Consider the following 17535-nt stretch of genomic DNA (forward strand, 5'->3'; position numbering starts at 1 on the left):
GCCACCCGCTATGACAAGCTCGCCGTCCGCTACGAAGCCGTCCTCACGATCGCTGCGATCAACGAGTGGCTGAAGGCCTTATGAAACACGGCCTAGTCCTTCTGTATCCGGCTCTTCGTAGTTTGTGCATGCCCGCTATCCGGGGATGTCGAAGTACAGTGGCTCATCGAGGAGGGGCCAAATGAAGCTGCGGCTTGCGCGACACGCCCTGGGTGATGCCGTGGTGGTGGCCGTTGAGGGAGAGCTCGATCTGTTCACCGCACCGTTCCTCCGCGACGAGGTCCGCGACGCCATCAAGCAGGACAGCGCCAGGCTCGTGCTCGACCTGCAGCAGCTGTCGTTCATGGACTCCAGCGGTCTTTCGGTGCTGATCGAGGCCTGGCGGCTGGCCACGGGAGAGGGAGGCGGGGTGTCCCTCGCCGCGCCCCAGGCGCCCGTGGCGCGTATCCTGCGGACCACGGGGCTCGACCGGCGGATCAAGGTGTACTCCGACGTCGACAGCGCCGTGGGCGGAATTTAACCGGCCCCGAGTAGAACTTCATTCGGTTGGCGCGTTAAGGTCCGGGATATGGACGTCAACGGATCTGCAGCAATCATCTCCGGCGGTGCCAGCGGCCTCGGTGAGGCGACGGCCCGCGAGCTCGCCCGCGCGGGCGCCACCGTGGTCATCGCCGACCTCAACGAGGAGCGCGGCAAGGCCGTCGCCGACGAGCTCGGCGGCGTCTTCGTCAGGACGGACGTGTCGGACGACGATCAGGTGCAGGCGGCCGTCGACGCGGCCGTGGCCACGGGCAAGCCGCTGCGCGTCGTGGTCAACAGCGCGGGCATCGGCTGGGCCGAGCGCACGGTCAACCGCGAGGGCAAGCCGCACAACCCGGCCACGTACCGCAAGGTGATCGAGGTCAACCTGATCGGCACCTTCAACCTCATGCGCATCGCCGCGGCCGCCATCGCCGCCACCGAGCCGGTCGACGCCGACGGCCAGCGCGGCGTGGTCATCAACACGGCCTCCGTCGCCGCCCTGGAGGGCCAGACGGGCCAGCTCGCCTACTCGGCCTCCAAGGGCGGCATCGTGGGCATGACGGTCCCCGCAGCGCGCGACCTGGCGGCCATCGGCGTACGCGTGAACACGATCTGCCCCGGCATCATCGACACCCCCATCTACGGCTTCTCCGGCAACGCCGAGGAGTTCAAGGCCAAGCTCGTGGCCCCCGTGGTCTTCCCCAAGCGCATGGGCCGGGCCGACGAGTTCGCCCACCTGGTGCACTCGCTCGTCCAGAACGACTACATGAACGCCGAGGTCGTGCGCTTCGACGGCGGCATCCGCTTCCAGCCCAAGTGAGGTCCCGTGTCTGACGAAGTGCTCGTCGAGGAGTCCGGCAACGTCGCGGTCATCACCATCAACCGGCCGAAGGCGCGCAACGCGATCAACGGCGCGGTGGCCCGGGGGATCGCCGAGGCACTGGACACCTTCGACGCCCGCCCCGAGATCTCGGCGTACGTGCTGACCGGCGCCGGGGGCACGTTCTGTGCGGGCATGGACCTCAAGGGGTTCCTGTCCGGGGACTTCCCGGTGGTCGAGGGGCGCGGCTTCGGCGGCATCGCCGAGGCGCCGCCCAAGAAGCCGCTGGTGGCCGCGGTCGAGGGGTACGCCCTGGCGGGCGGCTTCGAGCTGGCCCTGTCCTGCGACGTCATCGTGGCCTCGTCGGAGTCCACGTTCGGGCTGCCCGAGCCGAAGCGCGGGCTGGTGGCGGGCGCGGGCGGGATCATGCGGCTGCCGCGGCGGATTCCGTACCACGTGGCCATGGAGATCGCCCTGACCGGCGACCACTACCCCGCCTCCCGCCTGTACGAGCTGGGCCTGGTCAACCGGATCACCGAGCCGGGGGCCGCTCTGGAGGGCGCGCTGGAGCTGGCCCGCAAGATCGCCGCCAACGCGCCCCTGGCGCTCGCGGCGACCAAGAAGGTGATCATCGAGTCCCAGGACTGGCCCCTGGAGGAGATGTTCAAGAGGCAGGGCGCGATCATCAACCCGGTGTTCGGCTCCAAGGACGCCATGGAGGGCGCGGCGGCCTTCGCCGAGAAGCGCGCCCCCCAGTGGAAGGGCGAGTAACCCTCACCCGTACGCCGGCCCCTTCCGCACGTCCGGAAGGGGCCGCGTCAACGCGCGTGCGTGACCTTTCCTGCGTACGGTAAAGGGAGGAGACCACCACCAGGAGAGCGCATGAGCGACCATTCGGGTTCCAGGTTCGAGTCGGCCAGGCGCGGCGCCGGCACCTTCCTGTCGAGCGCGATCAAGGCGATCGTCATCCTCGGGTCCATGCTCGCCGTGATGTGGGTCCTGGAAGGCGTCGACTACGTGATGGGCGGCGCGCTCGACTCCTACGGCATCGCGGGCTGGGACGCCGACGGCCTGGTGGGCATCCTGTTCGCGCCGTTCCTGCACGGCGGCTTCGGCCACCTCATGGCCAACTCGCTGCCGCTGCTGGTGCTGGGCTTCCTGGCGGCGGTGCGCGACATCCGCAAGTTCCTCTGGGCCACGCTGCTGATCGTGCTGATCGGCGGCCTCGGCACGTGGGTGTCCAGCCCCGGCGTGATCACGATCGGCGCGAGCGGCCTGGTCTTCGGCTACTTCGGCTTCGTGCTGGCCCGCGGCCTGTTCGACCGCCGCCTGGTGGACATCCTGATCGGCATCGGCGTGGGCGTGGCCTACTACTCGATCCTGTGGGGCCTGCTGCCCAACCAGCAGGGCATCTCGTGGCAGGGCCACCTGTTCGGGCTCCTGGGCGGCGTGGTGGCCGCCTGGGTGCTGCGCCGCAGGAAAGAGCTGCCGGCCCGCGTCTGAGCCCTACAGGTGCGGCTTGGTGCGCTCGGCCGGTGAGCCGGCGAGCATGCGGTCGATGAGCGCCAGGCCGATTGCCGAGGCCACGAACGCCAGGTGGATGATCGTCTGCCACATGATCTTGTCGTTGGGCACGTCACGGGCCCGGATGAACGTCTGCAGCAGGTGCACCGACGAGATGCCCACGATGGCCGTGGCCAGCTTGACCTTCAGCACGTTGGCGTTGACGTGGGAGAGCCATTCGGGCTCGTCGGGATGGTCGTTGAGGTTGATGCGCGAGACGAACGTCTCGTAGCCGCCGATGATCACCATGATCAGCAGGTTCGAGATCATGACGACGTCGATCAGCGCCAGGACCGTCAGCATGACGACGACCTCGGCCGACGTGCCGTCGCCGGTCGCCGGGTGCAGGAAGACGCTGCTGAGCAGGTGCCACAGCTCGGTCATGAACTGCCAGACGTACACCGCCTGCGCCACGATGAGGCCCAGGTAGAGCGGGACCTGCAGCCAGCGGCTGGCGAACATGAGGTAGCCGAGGCTGCGGGGTAGCGCTCGCCCCTGGCCGATCGGGGGCTGTTCGGGCAAGAATGTTTCCTACTGATCGAGCCGGAGGACTGGTTGAGTTGGCGAACCTGGGATCCCTGGAACGCGCGATCATGAACGTGCTGTGGGATGCCGGCAGGGCCATGCGCGTGCGGGAGCTCCTGGACAGCCTCAACGAGGACCGCGACCTGGCGTACACGACCGTGCAGACCGTCGCCGAGCGGCTGGTGCGCAAGGGGCTGCTGGTGCGCACGCCGGCGCGCAACGCCTTCCGCTACGCGGCCGCCTGCTCAAGGGCCGAGCACGTCAGCCGCCTGATGCTGGAGGCCCTGGCCGTCAGCACCGACAGGCTGCCGGTGCTGACGAGGTTCGCGCAGAGCGTCGAGGAGGCGGACGCCCTGGCGCTCCTGGACGAGCTGACCCGCCGGACGGGCCGGCGCGCGATGGGCTAGAGGCGCTCGACCACGTGGTCGACGCAGACCGTCAGCGCCTCGACGTCGGACGGCTCGATGGCCGGGAACATCGCGATGCGGAGCTGGTTGCGGCCCAGCTTGCGGTAGGGCTCGGTGTCGACGATGCCGTTGGCGCGCAGCACCTTGGCCACCTCGGCGGCGTCGACGTCGTCGTTGAAGTCGATCGTGCCGACCACCTGCGAGCGGAACTGCGGGGCGGCGAACGGCGTGGCGTAGGACGACTTCTCGGCCCAGGTGTACAGGCGCTGGCTGGACTCGGCGGTGCGGGCGGTGGTCCAGGCCAGGCCGCCGTTGCCGTTCATCCAGTCGAGCTGGTCGGCCAGCAGGAACAGCGTGGCCACGGCGGGCGTGTTGTAGGTCTGGTCCTTGCCGGAGTTGTCGATCGCGATCGGCAGGCTGAAGAACTCGGGCACGTACCGGCCGGAGGCGGCGATCTCCTCGACCCTGGCCAGGGCGCGCGGCGACATGATCGCGATCCACAGGCCGCCGTCGGAGGCGAAGCTCTTCTGCGGGGCGAAGTAGTAGACGTCGGTCTCGGCGATGTCGACCGGCAGGCCGCCCGCGCCGGAGGTGGCGTCGACCAGCACCAGCGAGTCGTCGCCGCCCACGCGGGAGATCGGCATGGCGACGCCGGTCGAAGTCTCGTTGTGGGTGAGGGCGTAGACGTCGACGCCGTCCTCGGCCACCGCGGTGGGGTGGGTGCCGACGTCGGACTTGATCACGCTCGGGTCGGCCAGCCAGGGCGCCTTCTTGGCGACGGCGGCGAACTTCGAGGAGAACTCGCCGAACGACAGGTGCTGGGACTTCTCCCTGATCAGCCCGAAGGCCGCGATGTCCCAGAACGCGGTGGTGCCGCCGTTGCCCAGCACGACCTGGTAGCCCTCGGGCAGCGAGAACAGGTCGGCGAGGCCGGAGCGCACGCGGCCGACCAGGTTCTTGACCGGCTTCTGGCGGTGGGAGGTGCCCATGAGGCTCGCGCCGGAGGCGGCGAGCGCGGCCAGTTGCTCGGTGCGAACCTTCGAGGGCCCGCAGCCGAAGCGGCCGTCGGCGGGCTTGATGTCAGCGGGAATCACGATGTCAGCCACGTGCCAAGCGTACTGAGGCCGTCCGGGTGACGTCGCACGGGTCCGCCGAATGAGACGCGGAACGGCCCGCCCTTGAGCGGGCGGGCCGTTCATGACACGGGCGAAAACGTGTCAGATCGTGCCGACAACCTCGGAGGCGCCGGGGACGTCGCTCAGCGGGCGCGAGGCCGGGCCGATGTAGTTGGCGCTCGGACGCACCAGCCGGCCCGTGAGCTTCTGCTCCAGGATGTGCGCGGCCCAGCCGGCCGTGCGGGCGCAGGTGAACATCGAGGTGAACATGTGCGAGGGCACCTCGGCGAAGTCCAGCACCACGGCCGCCCAGTACTCGACGTTGGTGGCGAGCACCCGGTCGGGCTTGCGGGCGTGCAGCTCCTCCAGTGCGGCCTGCTCCAGCGCTGCCGCGACCTCGTAGCGGGGCGCGTCGAGCTCCTTGGCGGTGCGGCGCAGCACGCGGGCGCGCGGGTCCTCCGCGCGGTAGACGCGGTGGCCGAAGCCCATGAGCCGGTTGCCCTTGTCGAGCTCGCTCTGGACGTACTTCTTGGCGTCGCCCAGCTGCTCCACGCCTTCGATCATGTGGAGCACGCGGGCGGGGGCGCCGCCGTGCAGCGGGCCCGACATCGCGCCCACGGCGCCGGAGAGCGCCGCGGCCACGTCGGCGCCGGTGGAGGCGATGACGCGGGCGGTGAACGTGGACGCGTTCATGCCGTGCTCGGCGGCCGAGGTCCAGTAGGCGTCGATGGCCTTGACGTGCTTGGGATCAGGCTCACCGCGCCAGCGGATCATGAAGCGTTCGACGATGGTCTTCGCCTCGTCGACCCGGCTCTGCGGCACCATCGGCAGGCCGAGGCCGCGCGCGGACTGCGCGACGAAGGAGAGGGCCATCACGGAGGCGCGCGCGAGCTGGTCGCGGGCCTCCTCGTCACTGATGTCGAGCAGGGGCTTGAAGCCATAGGCCGGAGCCAGCATGGCCAGCGCGCTCTGCACGTCTACGCGGATGTCACCGGAGTGGACAGGGATGGGGTACGGCTCCGCCGGGGGCAGGCCCGGCTGGAACTTGTTGTCGACCAGCAGGCCCCAAACGTGCCCGAACGGGACACGGCCGACCAGCTCCTCGATGTCGACGCCCCGGTATCGAAGGGCGCCCCCTTCTTTGTCCGGTTCCGCGATCTCGGTCTCGAAAGCTACGACGCCTTCGAGGCCGGGTTTGAAGTCGGACATGCTCGGCCGCCTCCCTTTCTTGCCATGTAACGGCAATGCCTTGATGTCGAGATACCGGCGGGTCAATTTAACCCCCTCCCAGGTCATGGTCGGTCTCGGGACCCGCCGAAACGTCAAACCCGCTGGTAGGGAGCCTGCTGTGGGCACGTGTCCCGCGACCTGCGTCAGGCCGCCGAACGCGCCCTAGCGTGGGATCTGCCACATGAGCGCGCAAGAATACCGTCTCGTGGATGCCACCCCGCGCCCGCCCCTGCTGGCGGCGCTACGCCGAACGTACGAGGGCGAGCCGTTGCTCGAGACCGACCTCGCGTCCGACCCCGTCGCGCAGTTCACCGTCTGGTTCCAGGACGCGCTCGACGCCGGCCTGCCCGAACCCAACGCCATGGTCCTCGCCACCGCCTCCGCGGGCGGCCGGCCGAGCGCCAGGACGGTCCTGCTCAAGGGCTACGACGAGAACGGCTTCGTCTTCTACACCAACTACGAGTCCCGCAAAGGCCGCGACCTGGCCGAGAACGGACGCGCCTCGCTGCTGTTCCCCTGGCACGCCATCCGCCGCCAGATCCGCATCGAGGGCACCGTCGCCCGCATCTCCCACCAGGAGTCGGCCGACTACTACAACTCCCGCCCGTACGGCTCCCGCATCGGGGCCTGGGCCTCGCGGCAGTCGGCGGTCGTGCGCTCGCGCGAGGAGCTCGACGAGCGCTACGAGGAGCTGTCCGCCCGCTGGCCGGAGGATCCGCCGGTGCCCGACTTCTGGGGCGGCTTCCGGGTGACGCCGACCGAGGTGGAGTTCTGGCAGGGACAGCTCGACCGGATGCACGACAGGCTGCGCTACCGGCGCACCCGACCCGGTTGGGCTTTGGAGAGACTTGCACCTTAAATTGCCTTAGGTGGCATTCGGGGAACTGGTCAAACGTCATCTTGTGGACACAAGGCCGCTGGCCGTGCCCGCGTACCGGCGGATCTGGTCCGGCCAGGCCGTCTCGAACGTGGGCGTCGCCGTCACCGTCGTGGCGGTCGGCCAGCAGGTCTACGACCTGACCCACTCCTCGCTCTGGGGGGGCCTGCTCGGCATGGCCAACCTCGTCCCGCTGCTGGTCTTCGGGCTGTGGGGCGGGGCCGTCGCCGACGCCTTCGACCGGCGCAGACTGCTCGTCATCGGCTCGCTCATCACCTGGGCGGCCACCCTGGTCATCCTGGCGCAGGCCCTGCTCGGGCTGGGCAACGTATACCTGATCTTCGCGGCGACGGCGGTCAACGCCACCGGGTTCGCGATCACCGGCCCGACCAGGGGATCGGTGATCCCGCGCATCCTCGACCCCGAGCTGGTGCCGGCCGCCAACGCGCTCAACTCGCTGGTCTACAGCCTCGGCGCGGTCGTCGGCCCGATGCTCGGCGGCGTGCTGCTGGCCACCGGCGGCGACCACCCCGACTACGCCGCCGCCTACGCGGTGGACGCCCTGCTGTTCAGCGGTGGCCTCTACGCGGCCCTCAGGCTGCCCACCCTGCCCCCGCTGGGCGAGGTGACACGTCCGGGAGCCCGGGCGGTCTGGGAGGGCCTCAGCTTCATCGCCAGGAGCCCGGTGCTGCTGATGTCGTTCGTCGTGGACATCATCGCGATGGTGTTCGCCATGCCGCGCGCCCTCTACCCCGAGCTGGCCGCCGATCGGTTCGGCGGCTCGATGACCGCGCTCGGCTGGGTGACCTCCGCCATGGCGATCGGCTCGGTCGCCGGCGCGCTGTTCTCCGGCTGGGTGGGCCGGATCTCGCGGCAGGGCGTCGCGCTCGTGCTGGCCATCGCCATGTGGGGGCTCGCCGTCGCGGCCGCGGGGCTGGTGCGCGAGCTGTGGCTGGTCGTGGCGTTCATGGCGGTCGGCGGCGTGGCCGACGTGATCTCGTCGGTGTGGCGGCAGTCGATCCTGCAGCTCTACGCCCCCGACGAGATGCGCGGGCGGATGCAGGGCGTGTTCATGGTGGTCGTGGCGGGCGGCCCGCGCCTCGGCGACCTGCGCGCCGGCGCGACCGCGACCGCCTTCGGGCTCACCGGCGCCTGGGTGGGCGGGGGACTGGCGTGCGCGGTCACCGTGCTCGTCGTCGGCCTGTCGGTGGCCGGGTTCCGCAATTACCGCTCCGACACCCGCGCCGCGGCCCTGAGGTCGGAGACGAAGCCCGCGTAGGCCGCGTCCCTGTCGGGCGCGCGCAGCACGGCCGAGGGGTGGATCGTGGCCACCGCGAGCGCGTCGCCGAGCGGCACCGGCTCGCCTCTGTGCTCGGTCAGCCGGAACGCCCTGCCCAGCAGCGACCTGGCCGCCGTCGCGCCGAGGACCACGACCACGTCGGGACGCACCAGCTCCAGCTCCGCGCCGAGCCACGGCCGGCACGCCTCGATCTCGGCGACCGTCGGCTTCTGATGAATCCTTCTCTTCCCCCTGGGAGTGAAGGAGAAATGTTTGACAGCGTTCGTCAGATAAACCGCGTCCCGTTCGATTCCCGCTTCCTCCAGGCCCCGATCAAGCACGCGTCCGGAGGGCCCCACGAACGGATGCCCCTCGCGGTCCTCGCGATCTCCCGGCTGCTCGCCCACCAGCATGAAACGGGCCTGCTCGGGGCCCTCGCCGAACACCGTCTGGGTGGCCTTCGCGTACAGGTCGCAGCCCTCGCAGCGGGCGGCCGCCGTGCGCAGGGAGCCGAGGTCGCGCCGGGCGGGAAGGAACTCGGCCGCTCCGTTGTTGCCGTCCTTAACCATCGTCGGTCGTTCTCCCAATAGGGTTCCTGATGACTTCTGTGCCCGTAGCGGACGGGCTCAGTCCCCGCCACGACCGGCGTAGCATTTCAGTTGGGAGGAGCCTTGACCGCACACGGCCTGATCGACACGACGGAGATGTATCTCCGTACGATTTATGAGCTCGAAGAGGAGGGCATCGTCCCCCTTCGCGCCCGCATCGCGGAGCGCCTCCAGCAGAGCGGCCCCACCGTGAGCCAGACCGTCGCCCGCATGGAGCGCGACGGCCTCGTCCGCGTCGAGGGCGACCGGCACCTGTCGATGACCGACCTGGGCCGCACGCTGGCCACCCGCGTGATGCGCAAGCACCGCCTGGCCGAATGCCTGCTCACCCAGGTCATCGGCCTTCCCTGGGAAGAGGTGCACATCGAGGCGTGCCGGTGGGAGCACGTCATGTCCGAGTCGGTCGAGGCGCGGCTGGTGACGCTGCTCGACAACCCCACGGTCTGCCCGCACGGAAACCCCATCCCGGGGCTGGCCGAGCTGGGGGCGCAGGAGGTGACCGAGGGCGCGGCCAACGTCCTGACCTCGATGTCCGAGGCCGCCGGGCCGCGTGACATCCCGGTCGTGGTGCGCCGGATCAGCGAACAAGTGCAAAGCGATCCTGCTGTGATGCTTAAACTCAAGCAAGTTGGGATACAACCCGGACGCGAGGTGACGCTCGCGGCGAGCGACGACGGTGTGCGGGTGACAGGTGACGGTGACGCGAACGACACTCCCGCGGAGCTTCCGCGTGACGTTGCCGCGCACGTTTTTGTCTCCAAGCGCTGACGCGCGCGCAGCCACTTGGTTGAATCCCTCTTGGGAGGCCCTCCACTCTCCCCTGGCCAAGACAGTTGCAGGAGCACCCGTGGTCCGCTGTGCGCACAAGCCACCCCAAGGAGTGGTCTCCGGATGAAGCGATGGGGGGATCTGTCACAAGAAACGGCTGATCACCTTGGTGCCGGGTCCGTTCTGGACCATGCCGAAATGGCAGTGGTCGTGACAGACCGCTTCAGCAATCTCCTCTACTGGAATCCCTTCGCCGAGCAGCTGTTCGGCCGTCCCGGCAACGCGCCGGCGCGTGACGCGTCCGTCCTGTCCCTCGGGATCATGGAGAAGGACCACCCGCTGGCGATCGAGCTGGCCAAGCACGTGCTCAAGGGCGGCGTGTGGGAGGGCACGTTCGACGTCAGGCGCGGCGACGGCACGATCGTCTACGTCCGCGCCCAGGCCGTGCCGCTGCGCCACCCGTCCGGGTCGGTCACCGGCATCGTCATCCTGGCCCGCGAGGCCCTGCGCAGCAACGAACGCGAGAAAGACCGTTTCGGGCTCCTCGAACGCATCGGCGAGCGGCTGGCCGGCTCCCTCTACGTCGAGGAGACGCTCAAGCGGGTGGCCGAGATGCTCGTGCCGCAGTTCGCCGACCACTGCTTCATCGAGCTCATGGAGGGTGACCGGCTGGTCCGCCGGGTCTCGGAGCACGTCCAGGGCTGGACCCCGCCCGCGGGCACGTGGAAGCCGGTGGGCGCGGAGATCCGCTACCCCTCCGGCCACTACGCCGACACCGCGCTGCGCCGCCAGGAGACCATCCTCGTCGAGGACTTCTCCACCACCAGCTACCCGTCGCCGCACGAGGGCAGCGCGCGCCTGGCCAGTGAGATCGGCATGACCTCGGCCATCGTCGCCCCCCTGCTGGTGCGCGGCGAGACGCTGGGCCTGATGTACCTCGGCCTGTCCAACCTGACCGACCGGCGCAGCCCCCACTACGACGCCTTCGACCGCGACTTCGTGGGCGCCATCGCCACCCGCGTGGCCCTCGCGATCGACAACGCGCTGCTGTTCGAGGAGGAGCGCCACACCGCCGAGTCGTTCCAGAAGCACCTGCTGCCCAGGGCGCTGCCCCAGCTCGACGGCCTCGACATCGCGGTGCGCTACTACCCGGCGGCCCCGCTCGCTTCCCACGGCCAGGGCATCCAGACCCAGGTCGGCGGCGACTGGTACGACGTGATCCCGCTCTCGGCCGGCCGGGTCGGCATCGTGATCGGCGACGTCGAGGGCAGGGGCGCCAAGGCCGCGGCCATCATGGGCCAGCTCAGGGCGGCGCTGCGGGCCTTCGCACAAGACGACAAGTCGCCCGCCGACATCCTGGCCAGGCTCGACGAGTGGACCCGCATCATCGCCACCCCCGAGCAGGACGACAACGGCGCCGACGTCAGCATCCCGCCCATCGTCACCTGCCAGTACCTCGTCTACGACGCCTGGTCCCGGCAGCTCTCCTTCGCCAACGCCGGGCACGCGCCGCCGCTGCTGGTGGTCGACGGCCAGTGCCTGGAGATGGACATCGAGGAGGTCGGCCAGCCGCTCGGCGTCCGGGCCAAGGGCCTGCACGCCGACCTGGTCTACAAGGAGGAGACCCGCACCCTCCCGCCGGGCGCGGCGCTGCTGCTCTACACCGACGGCCTGGTCGACCGGCGTCCGGGCCGCGACGGCAGGATGCCGAGCGAGGAGGAGACGCTCGGCGTGCTGTGCGAGAAGCTCGCCAAGATGGCCGACGCCGACGTCGAGCGCATCGCCGACGCCGCCACGATCGCGGTGCCCGGCGAGATCGACGACGACATGGCGATCCTGGTCGTCCGCTCCAGCGACGTCGACCTCGACGTCGAGGAGCGCACCTTCCCGGCCCAGCCGATCATGGTCGGCGAGGCGCGCCGCATGGCCTCCGAGGCGTTCTCCGGCTGGAACGTGCCCGAGGAACGCGCCGAGCTGGCCTGCCTGCTGGTCTCCGAGGTCGTCACCAACGTGGTGCTGCACGCCTCCACCGCCAACTCCCCGCGCCGGGAGCTGGTCGTCGAGGGGCCGCCGCTGCCGTTCGAGGAGTCCTGGGACATGCCGGGCTTCGAGGAGGAGCCGGTCGGCGACAAGGAGTTCACGCTGAGGCTGCGCAGGGGCGAGGAGTCGGTCTGGGTCGAGGTCTTCGACCAGGACCTCCGCCTGCCCCGCATCCGCAGCGCCGGGGAGAACGACGAGGGCGGCCGCGGCCTCTACCTGGTCGACCAGCTGGCCAAGCGCTGGGGCTCCCGTCCCACCAGGGAAGGCAAAGCGGTCTGGTTCGAGATTCCCACCCGGAGCAGGTGAGTGGTTCACTGGGCCGCATGGAGCTGGCCTTCGAACGCCGGGGCAGCGGCGAGCCGCTGATCCTCGTCCACGGCATCGGGCACCACTGGCAGGCGTGGTTGCCGGTGATGGACCGGCTGGCCGCCGACCACACGGTGATCGCGATCGACCTGCCCGGTTTCGGGGTGTCGCCGCGGCTGCCCGCGGGCATCCCGTACACCGCGGAGTCGCTGGCGGACGCGGTCGAGTCGTTCTGCGCGCTGCTCGGCATCCGGGAGCCGCACGTGGTGGGCAACTCGCTCGGCGGCTACATCGCGCTCGAACTGGCCTCGCGCGGCGTCGTGCGCGCGGCGACCGCGCTGTCGCCGGCCGGCTTCTGGTCACGCTCCGAGCTGCTCTACTGCCAGACGACGCTGAAGGCCCTGCGGAACTCGGCGCGCGCGATGTCGCCGGAGCAGGCGGTCAGGGCGGCCGGTAACCCGGTCATGCGGGCGGCGTCCAGCGGGGTGCTGGTGGCCCGTCCGAGCCGGCTCGACCCCGCCGGGCTGGTCGCGGCCACGCAGGCGCTGGCGGGGGCGGCGGGCTTCGACGAGACGCTGGAGTCGTTCGGCGGGCTGATGCCGCCCGCCCCGCCGAAGTCGCCCATCACGATCGCCTGGGGCGAGCGCGACCGGTTGCTGCCGCGCCGCCAGGCCGTGCGCGCGGCGCGCTGGTCGGGCCAGCGGGTCAAGCTGCTCAAGGGCTGCGGGCACGTGCCCATGAGCGACGATCCGGAGCTGGTGGCCCGGGTCGTGCTGGAGGCCGACCGGGCGGCCGCCTAGCGTTCGGCGTTGGCCGCCATGCGGCGCAACACCTCGACGGCGGTCCGGTACTCCTGCGCGCTCACGCCCCGCGTGACCTGCTGCCGGAAGCGGGTGACCCGCTCGGAGACGGCCGTGTGCACGGCCCGGCCCTCGTCGGTCAGCCGCCCGTCCGTCAGCCATCCCCTCGACGTCAGGCTCTGTACGGCCTCCTCCACCCCCTCGAACGGCGCCAGCGCGGCGGCGTTCTCCCCTTGGGCGGTGGCGTGGAGAAGCTGCCACTCCCGGCGCGAGGCGCCGTGGGCGGCCAGGGCCTGACCCATCGCGTTCTCCAGCAGGTTGTCGAGGTGCTTCACCCAATATCCGATAGGTCTGTCCATGCATGTACAATAGCAACTATATGTATGAAGACAAGGAAATTGCCGCGATCGAGCGGGCGATGGTCGCGATCAGGCGCAGGCAGAGCAGGCGGGCGCTGGCCCGGCAGCACGGCGCGGCGGGCCCCGAGTTCGAGGTGCTCGACGTGATCGAGGCCGCCGGCGGGCGGCTCACCGTGTCGGCGGTCGCCGAGGCGCTCAATGTCGACCAGCCGCGGGCGAGCCGGCTCGTGACGGCCGCCGTGACGGCGGGGCTGGTACGGCGGGAGGCCGACCAGGCCGACGGGCGGCGGGCGTGGCTGGTGCTGACCGACGCGGGCGCCGCCGCGCTCACCCAGGCCCGGCAGGCCCGGCAGGCGGCCTTCGCGTCGGCCACCGCCGGCTGGTCGGCGGCCGAGCGGGCCGAGTTCGCCCGGCTGCTGACCCGGTTCGTGCGGGGGATGCCGGGGTGAGCCTTACCGGCCTCAGCGCATCGTCTGGCCCCAGACGAGCAGCATGGCGATGATGAACACGATCATCACGCCCGCGTAGCCGACGGGGCCGAGCCGGAAGGCCCTGCGCACGCGGTTGAGCCCCCAGGCGAACAGTAACGCCAGGAAAACGAGGAGGATCAGGCCGCCGTCCATGCTGACAGTATGCGGCGCGGCCCGGCCGGGCGCGCGCCCGCCGTCAGAATCCGAAGGACCGGCCGATGATCTCCTTCATGATCTCGGTGGTGCCGCCGTAGATGGTCTGGACGCGGCTGTCCAGCCACGCCTTGGCGACCGGGTACTCCATCATGTAGCCGTAGCCGCCGTGGAGCTGGAGGCAGCGGTCGATGACCTTGTTCTGCAGCTCGGTCGTCCACCACTTGGCCTTGGCGGCGTCCACGACGGTGAGCTGCCGGGCGTTGAGCGCCAGGATGCACTTGTCCACGTAGTGGCGGGCGATCTCCGTCTCGGTCGCCAGCTCGGCCAGGACGAACCGGGTGTTCTGGAACGAGCCGATGTTGCGGCCGAACGCCTGGCGGGTCTTGCAGTACTCGATCGTCTGCTCCAGCACCGTCTCCGCTGCGGCCACCGCCGCCACGGCGATCGACAGGCGTTCCTGGGGCAGGTTGTTCATCAGGTGGAAGAAGCCCTCGCCCTCGTTCGGGCCGAGGCGGTTGGCGACGGGCACGCGCACGTTCTCGAAGAACAGCTCGGCGGTGTCCTGGGCCTTCATGCCGACCTTGTCCAGGTTCCGGCCGCGGTTGAAGCCCTCCATGCCCCGCTCGACCACGATCAGCGTCGTTCCCCTGGCCCCCGCCTCGGGGTCGGTCTTGGCGACCACGACCACGAGGTCGGCGTTGACGCCGTTCGTGATGAACGTCTTCTGGCCGTTGACCACGTAGTGGTCGCCCTCGCGGACGGCGGTGGTCCTGATGCCCTGCAGGTCGCTGCCGGCGCCCGGCTCGGTCATCGCGATCGCGGTGATGAGCTCCCCGGAGGCGAAGCCGGGCAGCCAGCGCTGCTTCTGCTCGTCGTCGGTGAGCTCGACGACGTACGGGGCCATGACGTCGTTGTGCAGCGAGAAGCCCAGGCCGGAGGCGCCGGTCCTGATGATCTCCTCGACGATCACCGCGTTGTAGCGGAAGTCGGTGATGCCGGATCCGCCGTACTCCTCGGGGACGCCGAAGCCGAACATGCCGATCTCGCCGGCCTTCTTCCAGACCTCGCGGGGCACGATGCCGTCCTTCTCCCACTGGCCGTGGTGCGGCACGACCTCGCGGGCCATGAACTCGCGCACGGTTTCCCTGAAGAGCAGGTGCTCCTCGTCGAAGAGGTCTCGCTGCATCGATTCGCCTCCCAGCAGGTGTCGTGCACGACAGAATACGATTCTGTTACCCGGAGGTATACCCGCTTTCGCGGCAGGGGAGACGGCGCGGGACCCGGCAGGCGACACGGCAGGGGACACGGCTTCATCACAAGTGCTGGAACTTGGGGGAAACCGCCTGCGTTGCGGGTGTTTTCGACTCTAAGATCTACCCTCGGTCTATTTGTGATGATCGGAGTGTCCCGTGAGTCGGTGGCGCAAGTCGTTGCTCGCCGCGTCGATCGCATCGGTGGCGGCCGTCGGGGTCGTCGCGTTGCCCGGCGTCCCGGCCTCGGCCGCACCGGCCGACCTGGACGTGCAGTACGAATGCGTTCCCTCCGGCGCCGACAGCATCGTGCGGCACGCACCGGTACGCCTGAACACCCATCTCACCTTCGCCACCGACCTGGTGGTCGGCGACCCGCTCAACTTCACCTGGAAGCTCGACTACGCCGACCACGGACGGCTCCAGTCGCCCGGCTACTTCGCTCCGGGCGCCAACGTGCACGCCACCGGCAACGTCGAGCTGAGCAGCAGCTGGCAGGGCATCCTGCAGCCGAAGGGCTCGGTCGAGCAGAAGGGCAAGCTGCGCCCCGACGGTGAACTGTCGCTGCCCGAGTCCCTGAACGACCCCGGCCTGATCGACAAGGTCGGGAACATCAAGGTCACGCCGAAGGACATCGAGCTCGACTTCACCCCGCCGGACGGCACGGTCGTCGCCAACGACGGCAACGAGACCGACAACCCGACCGACATGAAGGTCACCTACGGCCCCGGCTGGACCTCGATCGACGACCGTCCGGGCTCCGAGAACCACGTGCACAACGACCTGCACGAGACCAACGACCTCGGCGCCTGGGCCGAGCTGAGCTTCACCGGCACCGGCGTGGAGTACATCGGGCCGCACGACAAGGACGCCGGCCCGGTGGACATCTACATCGACGGCGGCAAGGTGGCCACGGAGGACCCCTCGCGCTCCGACGACGACCTGCCCGTCAACGACGACCTCGACGGCGGCTTCACGATCTGGAAGTCGCCGGAGCTGAAGTACGGCAAGCACACCATCAGGATCGTGAACGCCTCCAGCAAGCCTGCCTGGCTCGACGCGTTCAAGGTGTCCACCAACACCGCCAAGATCCCGACGGGCTACCACGGCGCGAAGTGCAAGCTCGTCGGCGGGCCGGTCTCGGTGACGGTGACCGTACGGGAGAAGTCGGGACCGACGATCACGCAGACCCCCACCAACACGCCGACGAACACCCCCACCAACACGCCGACGAACACGCCGACGAACACTCCCACCAACACGGGCACGTCCACGGCGACCAGCACCCCCACGCGGAACCACTCGCGGCCCACGCCGAGCAGCGGGCTCGGGCACGTGGTCGTGGTGCCGGCGGTCACGGGGACGAGCACGGCCACGCCCACCGCGACCGGCCCGACGGCGACCACGTACGTCAGGGCGCAGGTGGCCAAGGTCCCCAAGGGCGGGGTGGACACCGGTGAGGCGCCCGACGAGCCGGACCGGCCGTACGGGCTGATGGCCAGTGGGGCGATGTTGCTCATGGGCAGCGCGGGCGGCGGGCTCGCCCTGCGCCGCCGCAGGGCCGCGCACGCGGGAGGAACGAAGTGATGGCCGAGCAGAAGACTCCGATGCAGCGGGCGATGCCCGGACTGCTGATCGCCGGTTCGCTGGCCGGCGTCGGCGCGATCATGGTGGGCCTGCTCTCCGTGGCGCCCAAGGTGGACGACGGCTCCGGCACGCTGGCCGCCGCCGACCGGCCGACCGCCGTGCAGATCGAGAACGCGGGCGCGTTCGTGCTGCCCGCGACCGTGGGACCGGGCGGCAAGGGCGCGACGCTGACCCCGGCCCGGCCGGACGCGCCGCCGCCGCTGGCCGCGGCCCCGACCGTGCCGCCGATCCCCAAGGCCAGGACGAAGGCCGCCAAGGCCAAGGCGAAGCCCAGCCGGATCAAGATCCCCAAGATCAAGGTGAACGCCCCCATCGGCGGCGTCACCGTGGACATCAAGGGCAACCTGGGCACTCCGCCGCTGACCCGGCCCAACCAGACCGGCTGGTACCGCTTCTCGCCGGTGCCCGGCGAGCTCGGGCCCGCGATCATCAACGGCCACGTCAGCACCCGCAAGGGCCCCGCCGTCTTCGACCGTCTGCGCGAGCTGGCCAAGGGCGACCAGATCTACGTGTACCGGTCGGACGGGAAGGTCACCCGGTTCACGGTGAGCGGGATCGAGCAGGTCAGCAAGTCGGCGTTCCCGACGTCCCGGGTGTACGGGAACACCAAGGACTCGCAGCTCCGGCTGATCACGTGTGGCGGCGTCTTCAACAAGGAGGCGCACAGCTACACGGACAACATCGTGGTGTACGCGACGTTGTCGAAGAAGAAGGGCTGATGGGGTTTTTGGGGCGGATTTTGGGTTTTACGGGAAGTTGACAGGGACAGTTCGTAGGATCTCAACCGAACCGT

20 protein-coding genes are annotated in these 17535 nt (G+C 69.9%); 13 read left to right on the forward strand and 7 right to left on the reverse strand.

Annotation, left to right across the window (positions count from 1 at the left end):
• Window positions 1-181: 181 nt before the first annotated feature.
• The 4 genes from ACWEJ6_RS43705 (at window position 182) to ACWEJ6_RS43720 (ending at window position 2845) form a co-directional block, all read left to right on the forward strand.
• Window positions 182-520 (forward strand): STAS domain-containing protein, encoded by a 339-nt coding sequence (locus ACWEJ6_RS43705; RefSeq protein ID WP_138689510.1) that lies wholly within the window; start codon window positions 182-184, stop codon window positions 518-520.
• Window positions 521-568: 48 nt separating this feature from the next.
• A complete protein-coding gene (locus ACWEJ6_RS43710; protein ID WP_352322296.1) occupies window positions 569-1342 on the forward strand; it encodes an SDR family NAD(P)-dependent oxidoreductase in 774 nt (257 codons plus the stop codon).
• A 6-nt stretch (window positions 1343-1348) separates the two neighbouring features.
• On the forward strand, window positions 1349-2113 hold the full coding sequence (locus ACWEJ6_RS43715; RefSeq protein ID WP_452431387.1) for a crotonase/enoyl-CoA hydratase family protein: 765 nt from the start codon (window positions 1349-1351) through the stop codon (window positions 2111-2113).
• Window positions 2114-2224: 111 nt separating this feature from the next.
• Window positions 2225-2845 carry a rhomboid family intramembrane serine protease gene (locus ACWEJ6_RS43720; protein ID WP_352355384.1) on the forward strand — a complete coding sequence of 207 codons (621 nt, stop codon included), beginning with the start codon at window positions 2225-2227 and terminating at the stop codon, window positions 2843-2845.
• Between the two features lie 3 nt (window positions 2846-2848).
• On the opposite strand, the gene ACWEJ6_RS43725 is transcribed toward ACWEJ6_RS43720, so the two are convergent.
• Window positions 2849-3427: a TIGR00645 family protein gene (locus tag ACWEJ6_RS43725; protein ID WP_358289220.1), complete on the reverse strand. Its 579-nt coding sequence runs from the start codon at window positions 3425-3427 to the stop codon at window positions 2849-2851.
• A 38-nt stretch (window positions 3428-3465) separates the two neighbouring features.
• Between ACWEJ6_RS43725 and ACWEJ6_RS43730 the strand changes: the two genes are divergently transcribed.
• Window positions 3466-3837 (forward strand): BlaI/MecI/CopY family transcriptional regulator, encoded by a 372-nt coding sequence (locus ACWEJ6_RS43730; protein ID WP_387660382.1) that lies wholly within the window; start codon window positions 3466-3468, stop codon window positions 3835-3837.
• Here the strand turns inward: ACWEJ6_RS43730 and serC are convergent.
• Together serC and ACWEJ6_RS43740 are read right to left on the reverse strand one after the other, a co-directional pair.
• Window positions 3834-4943, reverse strand: a complete 1110-nt coding sequence (gene serC, locus ACWEJ6_RS43735; RefSeq protein ID WP_352322287.1) for a phosphoserine transaminase — start codon at window positions 4941-4943, stop codon at window positions 3834-3836. The two genes, ACWEJ6_RS43730 and serC, sit on opposite strands and share 4 nt — an antisense overlap.
• A gap of 111 nt (window positions 4944-5054) precedes the next feature.
• Window positions 5055-6161, reverse strand: a complete 1107-nt coding sequence (locus ACWEJ6_RS43740) for a citrate synthase 2 (RefSeq protein ID WP_352322285.1) — start codon at window positions 6159-6161, stop codon at window positions 5055-5057.
• 202 nt (window positions 6162-6363) lie between these two features.
• Between ACWEJ6_RS43740 and pdxH the strand changes: the two genes are divergently transcribed.
• Window positions 6364-7041, forward strand: a complete 678-nt coding sequence (gene pdxH, locus ACWEJ6_RS43745) for a pyridoxamine 5'-phosphate oxidase (RefSeq protein WP_358289213.1) — start codon at window positions 6364-6366, stop codon at window positions 7039-7041.
• Window positions 7042-7051: 10 nt separating this feature from the next.
• Window positions 7052-8338, forward strand: coding sequence for an MFS transporter (locus ACWEJ6_RS43750; RefSeq protein WP_452431388.1), 1287 nt, complete (start codon window positions 7052-7054; stop codon window positions 8336-8338).
• Here the strand turns inward: ACWEJ6_RS43750 and ACWEJ6_RS43755 are convergent.
• On the reverse strand, window positions 8284-8907 hold the full coding sequence (locus ACWEJ6_RS43755) for a UdgX family uracil-DNA binding protein (protein ID WP_452431389.1): 624 nt from the start codon (window positions 8905-8907) through the stop codon (window positions 8284-8286). The two genes, ACWEJ6_RS43750 and ACWEJ6_RS43755, sit on opposite strands and share 55 nt — an antisense overlap.
• A 102-nt stretch (window positions 8908-9009) precedes the next feature.
• Between ACWEJ6_RS43755 and ACWEJ6_RS43760 the strand changes: the two genes are divergently transcribed.
• From ACWEJ6_RS43760 to ACWEJ6_RS43770, 3 genes are all read left to right on the forward strand, one after another.
• Entirely contained in the window at window positions 9010-9714 is a 705-nt protein-coding gene (locus ACWEJ6_RS43760; RefSeq protein ID WP_352322278.1) for a metal-dependent transcriptional regulator, read from the forward strand.
• Between the two features lie 123 nt (window positions 9715-9837).
• Window positions 9838-12060, forward strand: a complete 2223-nt coding sequence (locus ACWEJ6_RS43765) for an ATP-binding SpoIIE family protein phosphatase (RefSeq protein WP_364326275.1) — start codon at window positions 9838-9840, stop codon at window positions 12058-12060.
• On the forward strand, window positions 12057-12860 hold the full coding sequence (locus ACWEJ6_RS43770; RefSeq protein WP_387679246.1) for an alpha/beta fold hydrolase: 804 nt from the start codon (window positions 12057-12059) through the stop codon (window positions 12858-12860). The genes ACWEJ6_RS43765 and ACWEJ6_RS43770 overlap by 4 nt, the downstream gene beginning before the upstream one ends.
• Here the strand turns inward: ACWEJ6_RS43770 and ACWEJ6_RS43775 are convergent.
• Window positions 12857-13219, reverse strand: a complete 363-nt coding sequence (locus tag ACWEJ6_RS43775; RefSeq protein WP_452431390.1) for a MarR family winged helix-turn-helix transcriptional regulator — start codon at window positions 13217-13219, stop codon at window positions 12857-12859. The two genes, ACWEJ6_RS43770 and ACWEJ6_RS43775, sit on opposite strands and share 4 nt — an antisense overlap.
• A gap of 20 nt (window positions 13220-13239) precedes the next feature.
• Here ACWEJ6_RS43775 and ACWEJ6_RS43780 point away from each other — a divergent pair, with 20 nt between their 5' ends.
• Window positions 13240-13668, forward strand: a complete 429-nt coding sequence (locus tag ACWEJ6_RS43780) for a MarR family winged helix-turn-helix transcriptional regulator (RefSeq protein WP_452431391.1) — start codon at window positions 13240-13242, stop codon at window positions 13666-13668.
• Between the two features lie 12 nt (window positions 13669-13680).
• On the opposite strand, the gene ACWEJ6_RS43785 is transcribed toward ACWEJ6_RS43780, so the two are convergent.
• Both ACWEJ6_RS43785 and ACWEJ6_RS43790 read right to left on the reverse strand, forming a co-directional pair.
• Window positions 13681-13842 carry a hypothetical protein gene (locus ACWEJ6_RS43785; protein WP_352322270.1) on the reverse strand — a complete coding sequence of 54 codons (162 nt, stop codon included), beginning with the start codon at window positions 13840-13842 and terminating at the stop codon, window positions 13681-13683.
• Window positions 13843-13885: 43 nt separating this feature from the next.
• On the reverse strand, window positions 13886-15031 hold the full coding sequence (locus ACWEJ6_RS43790; RefSeq protein ID WP_387679237.1) for an acyl-CoA dehydrogenase family protein: 1146 nt from the start codon (window positions 15029-15031) through the stop codon (window positions 13886-13888).
• A gap of 223 nt (window positions 15032-15254) precedes the next feature.
• Here ACWEJ6_RS43790 and ACWEJ6_RS43795 point away from each other — a divergent pair, with 223 nt between their 5' ends.
• Together ACWEJ6_RS43795 and ACWEJ6_RS43800 are read left to right on the forward strand one after the other, a co-directional pair.
• Window positions 15255-16682, forward strand: a complete 1428-nt coding sequence (locus ACWEJ6_RS43795; RefSeq protein WP_387679234.1) for a hypothetical protein — start codon at window positions 15255-15257, stop codon at window positions 16680-16682.
• Window positions 16682-17461, forward strand: coding sequence for a class F sortase (locus tag ACWEJ6_RS43800; RefSeq protein ID WP_352322264.1), 780 nt, complete (start codon window positions 16682-16684; stop codon window positions 17459-17461). The genes ACWEJ6_RS43795 and ACWEJ6_RS43800 overlap by 1 nt, the downstream gene beginning before the upstream one ends.
• The last annotated feature ends 74 nt before the right edge of the window (window positions 17462-17535 follow it).

The organism is Nonomuraea sp. NPDC004702 (assembly GCF_053601695.1).

Coding starts and splice junctions, on each gene's coding strand:
- ACWEJ6_RS43705 (WP_138689510.1), top strand. CDS start 182: ATGAAGCTGCGGCTTGCGCGACACGCCCTGGGTGATGCCGTGGTGGTG.
- ACWEJ6_RS43710 (WP_352322296.1), top strand. CDS start 569: ATGGACGTCAACGGATCTGCAGCAATCATCTCCGGCGGTGCCAGCGGC.
- ACWEJ6_RS43720 (WP_352355384.1), top strand. CDS start 2,225: ATGAGCGACCATTCGGGTTCCAGGTTCGAGTCGGCCAGGCGCGGCGCC.
- ACWEJ6_RS43740 (WP_352322285.1), bottom strand. CDS start 6,161: ATGTCCGACTTCAAACCCGGCCTCGAAGGCGTCGTAGCTTTCGAGACC.
- pdxH (WP_358289213.1), top strand. CDS start 6,364: ATGAGCGCGCAAGAATACCGTCTCGTGGATGCCACCCCGCGCCCGCCC.
- ACWEJ6_RS43755 (WP_452431389.1), bottom strand. CDS start 8,907: ATGGTTAAGGACGGCAACAACGGAGCGGCCGAGTTCCTTCCCGCCCGG.
- ACWEJ6_RS43765 (WP_364326275.1), top strand. CDS start 9,838: ATGAAGCGATGGGGGGATCTGTCACAAGAAACGGCTGATCACCTTGGT.
- ACWEJ6_RS43775 (WP_452431390.1), bottom strand. CDS start 13,219: ATGGACAGACCTATCGGATATTGGGTGAAGCACCTCGACAACCTGCTG.
- ACWEJ6_RS43780 (WP_452431391.1), top strand. CDS start 13,240: ATGTATGAAGACAAGGAAATTGCCGCGATCGAGCGGGCGATGGTCGCG.
- ACWEJ6_RS43785 (WP_352322270.1), bottom strand. CDS start 13,842: ATGGACGGCGGCCTGATCCTCCTCGTTTTCCTGGCGTTACTGTTCGCC.
- ACWEJ6_RS43790 (WP_387679237.1), bottom strand. CDS start 15,031: ATGCAGCGAGACCTCTTCGACGAGGAGCACCTGCTCTTCAGGGAAACC.
- ACWEJ6_RS43800 (WP_352322264.1), top strand. CDS start 16,682: ATGGCCGAGCAGAAGACTCCGATGCAGCGGGCGATGCCCGGACTGCTG.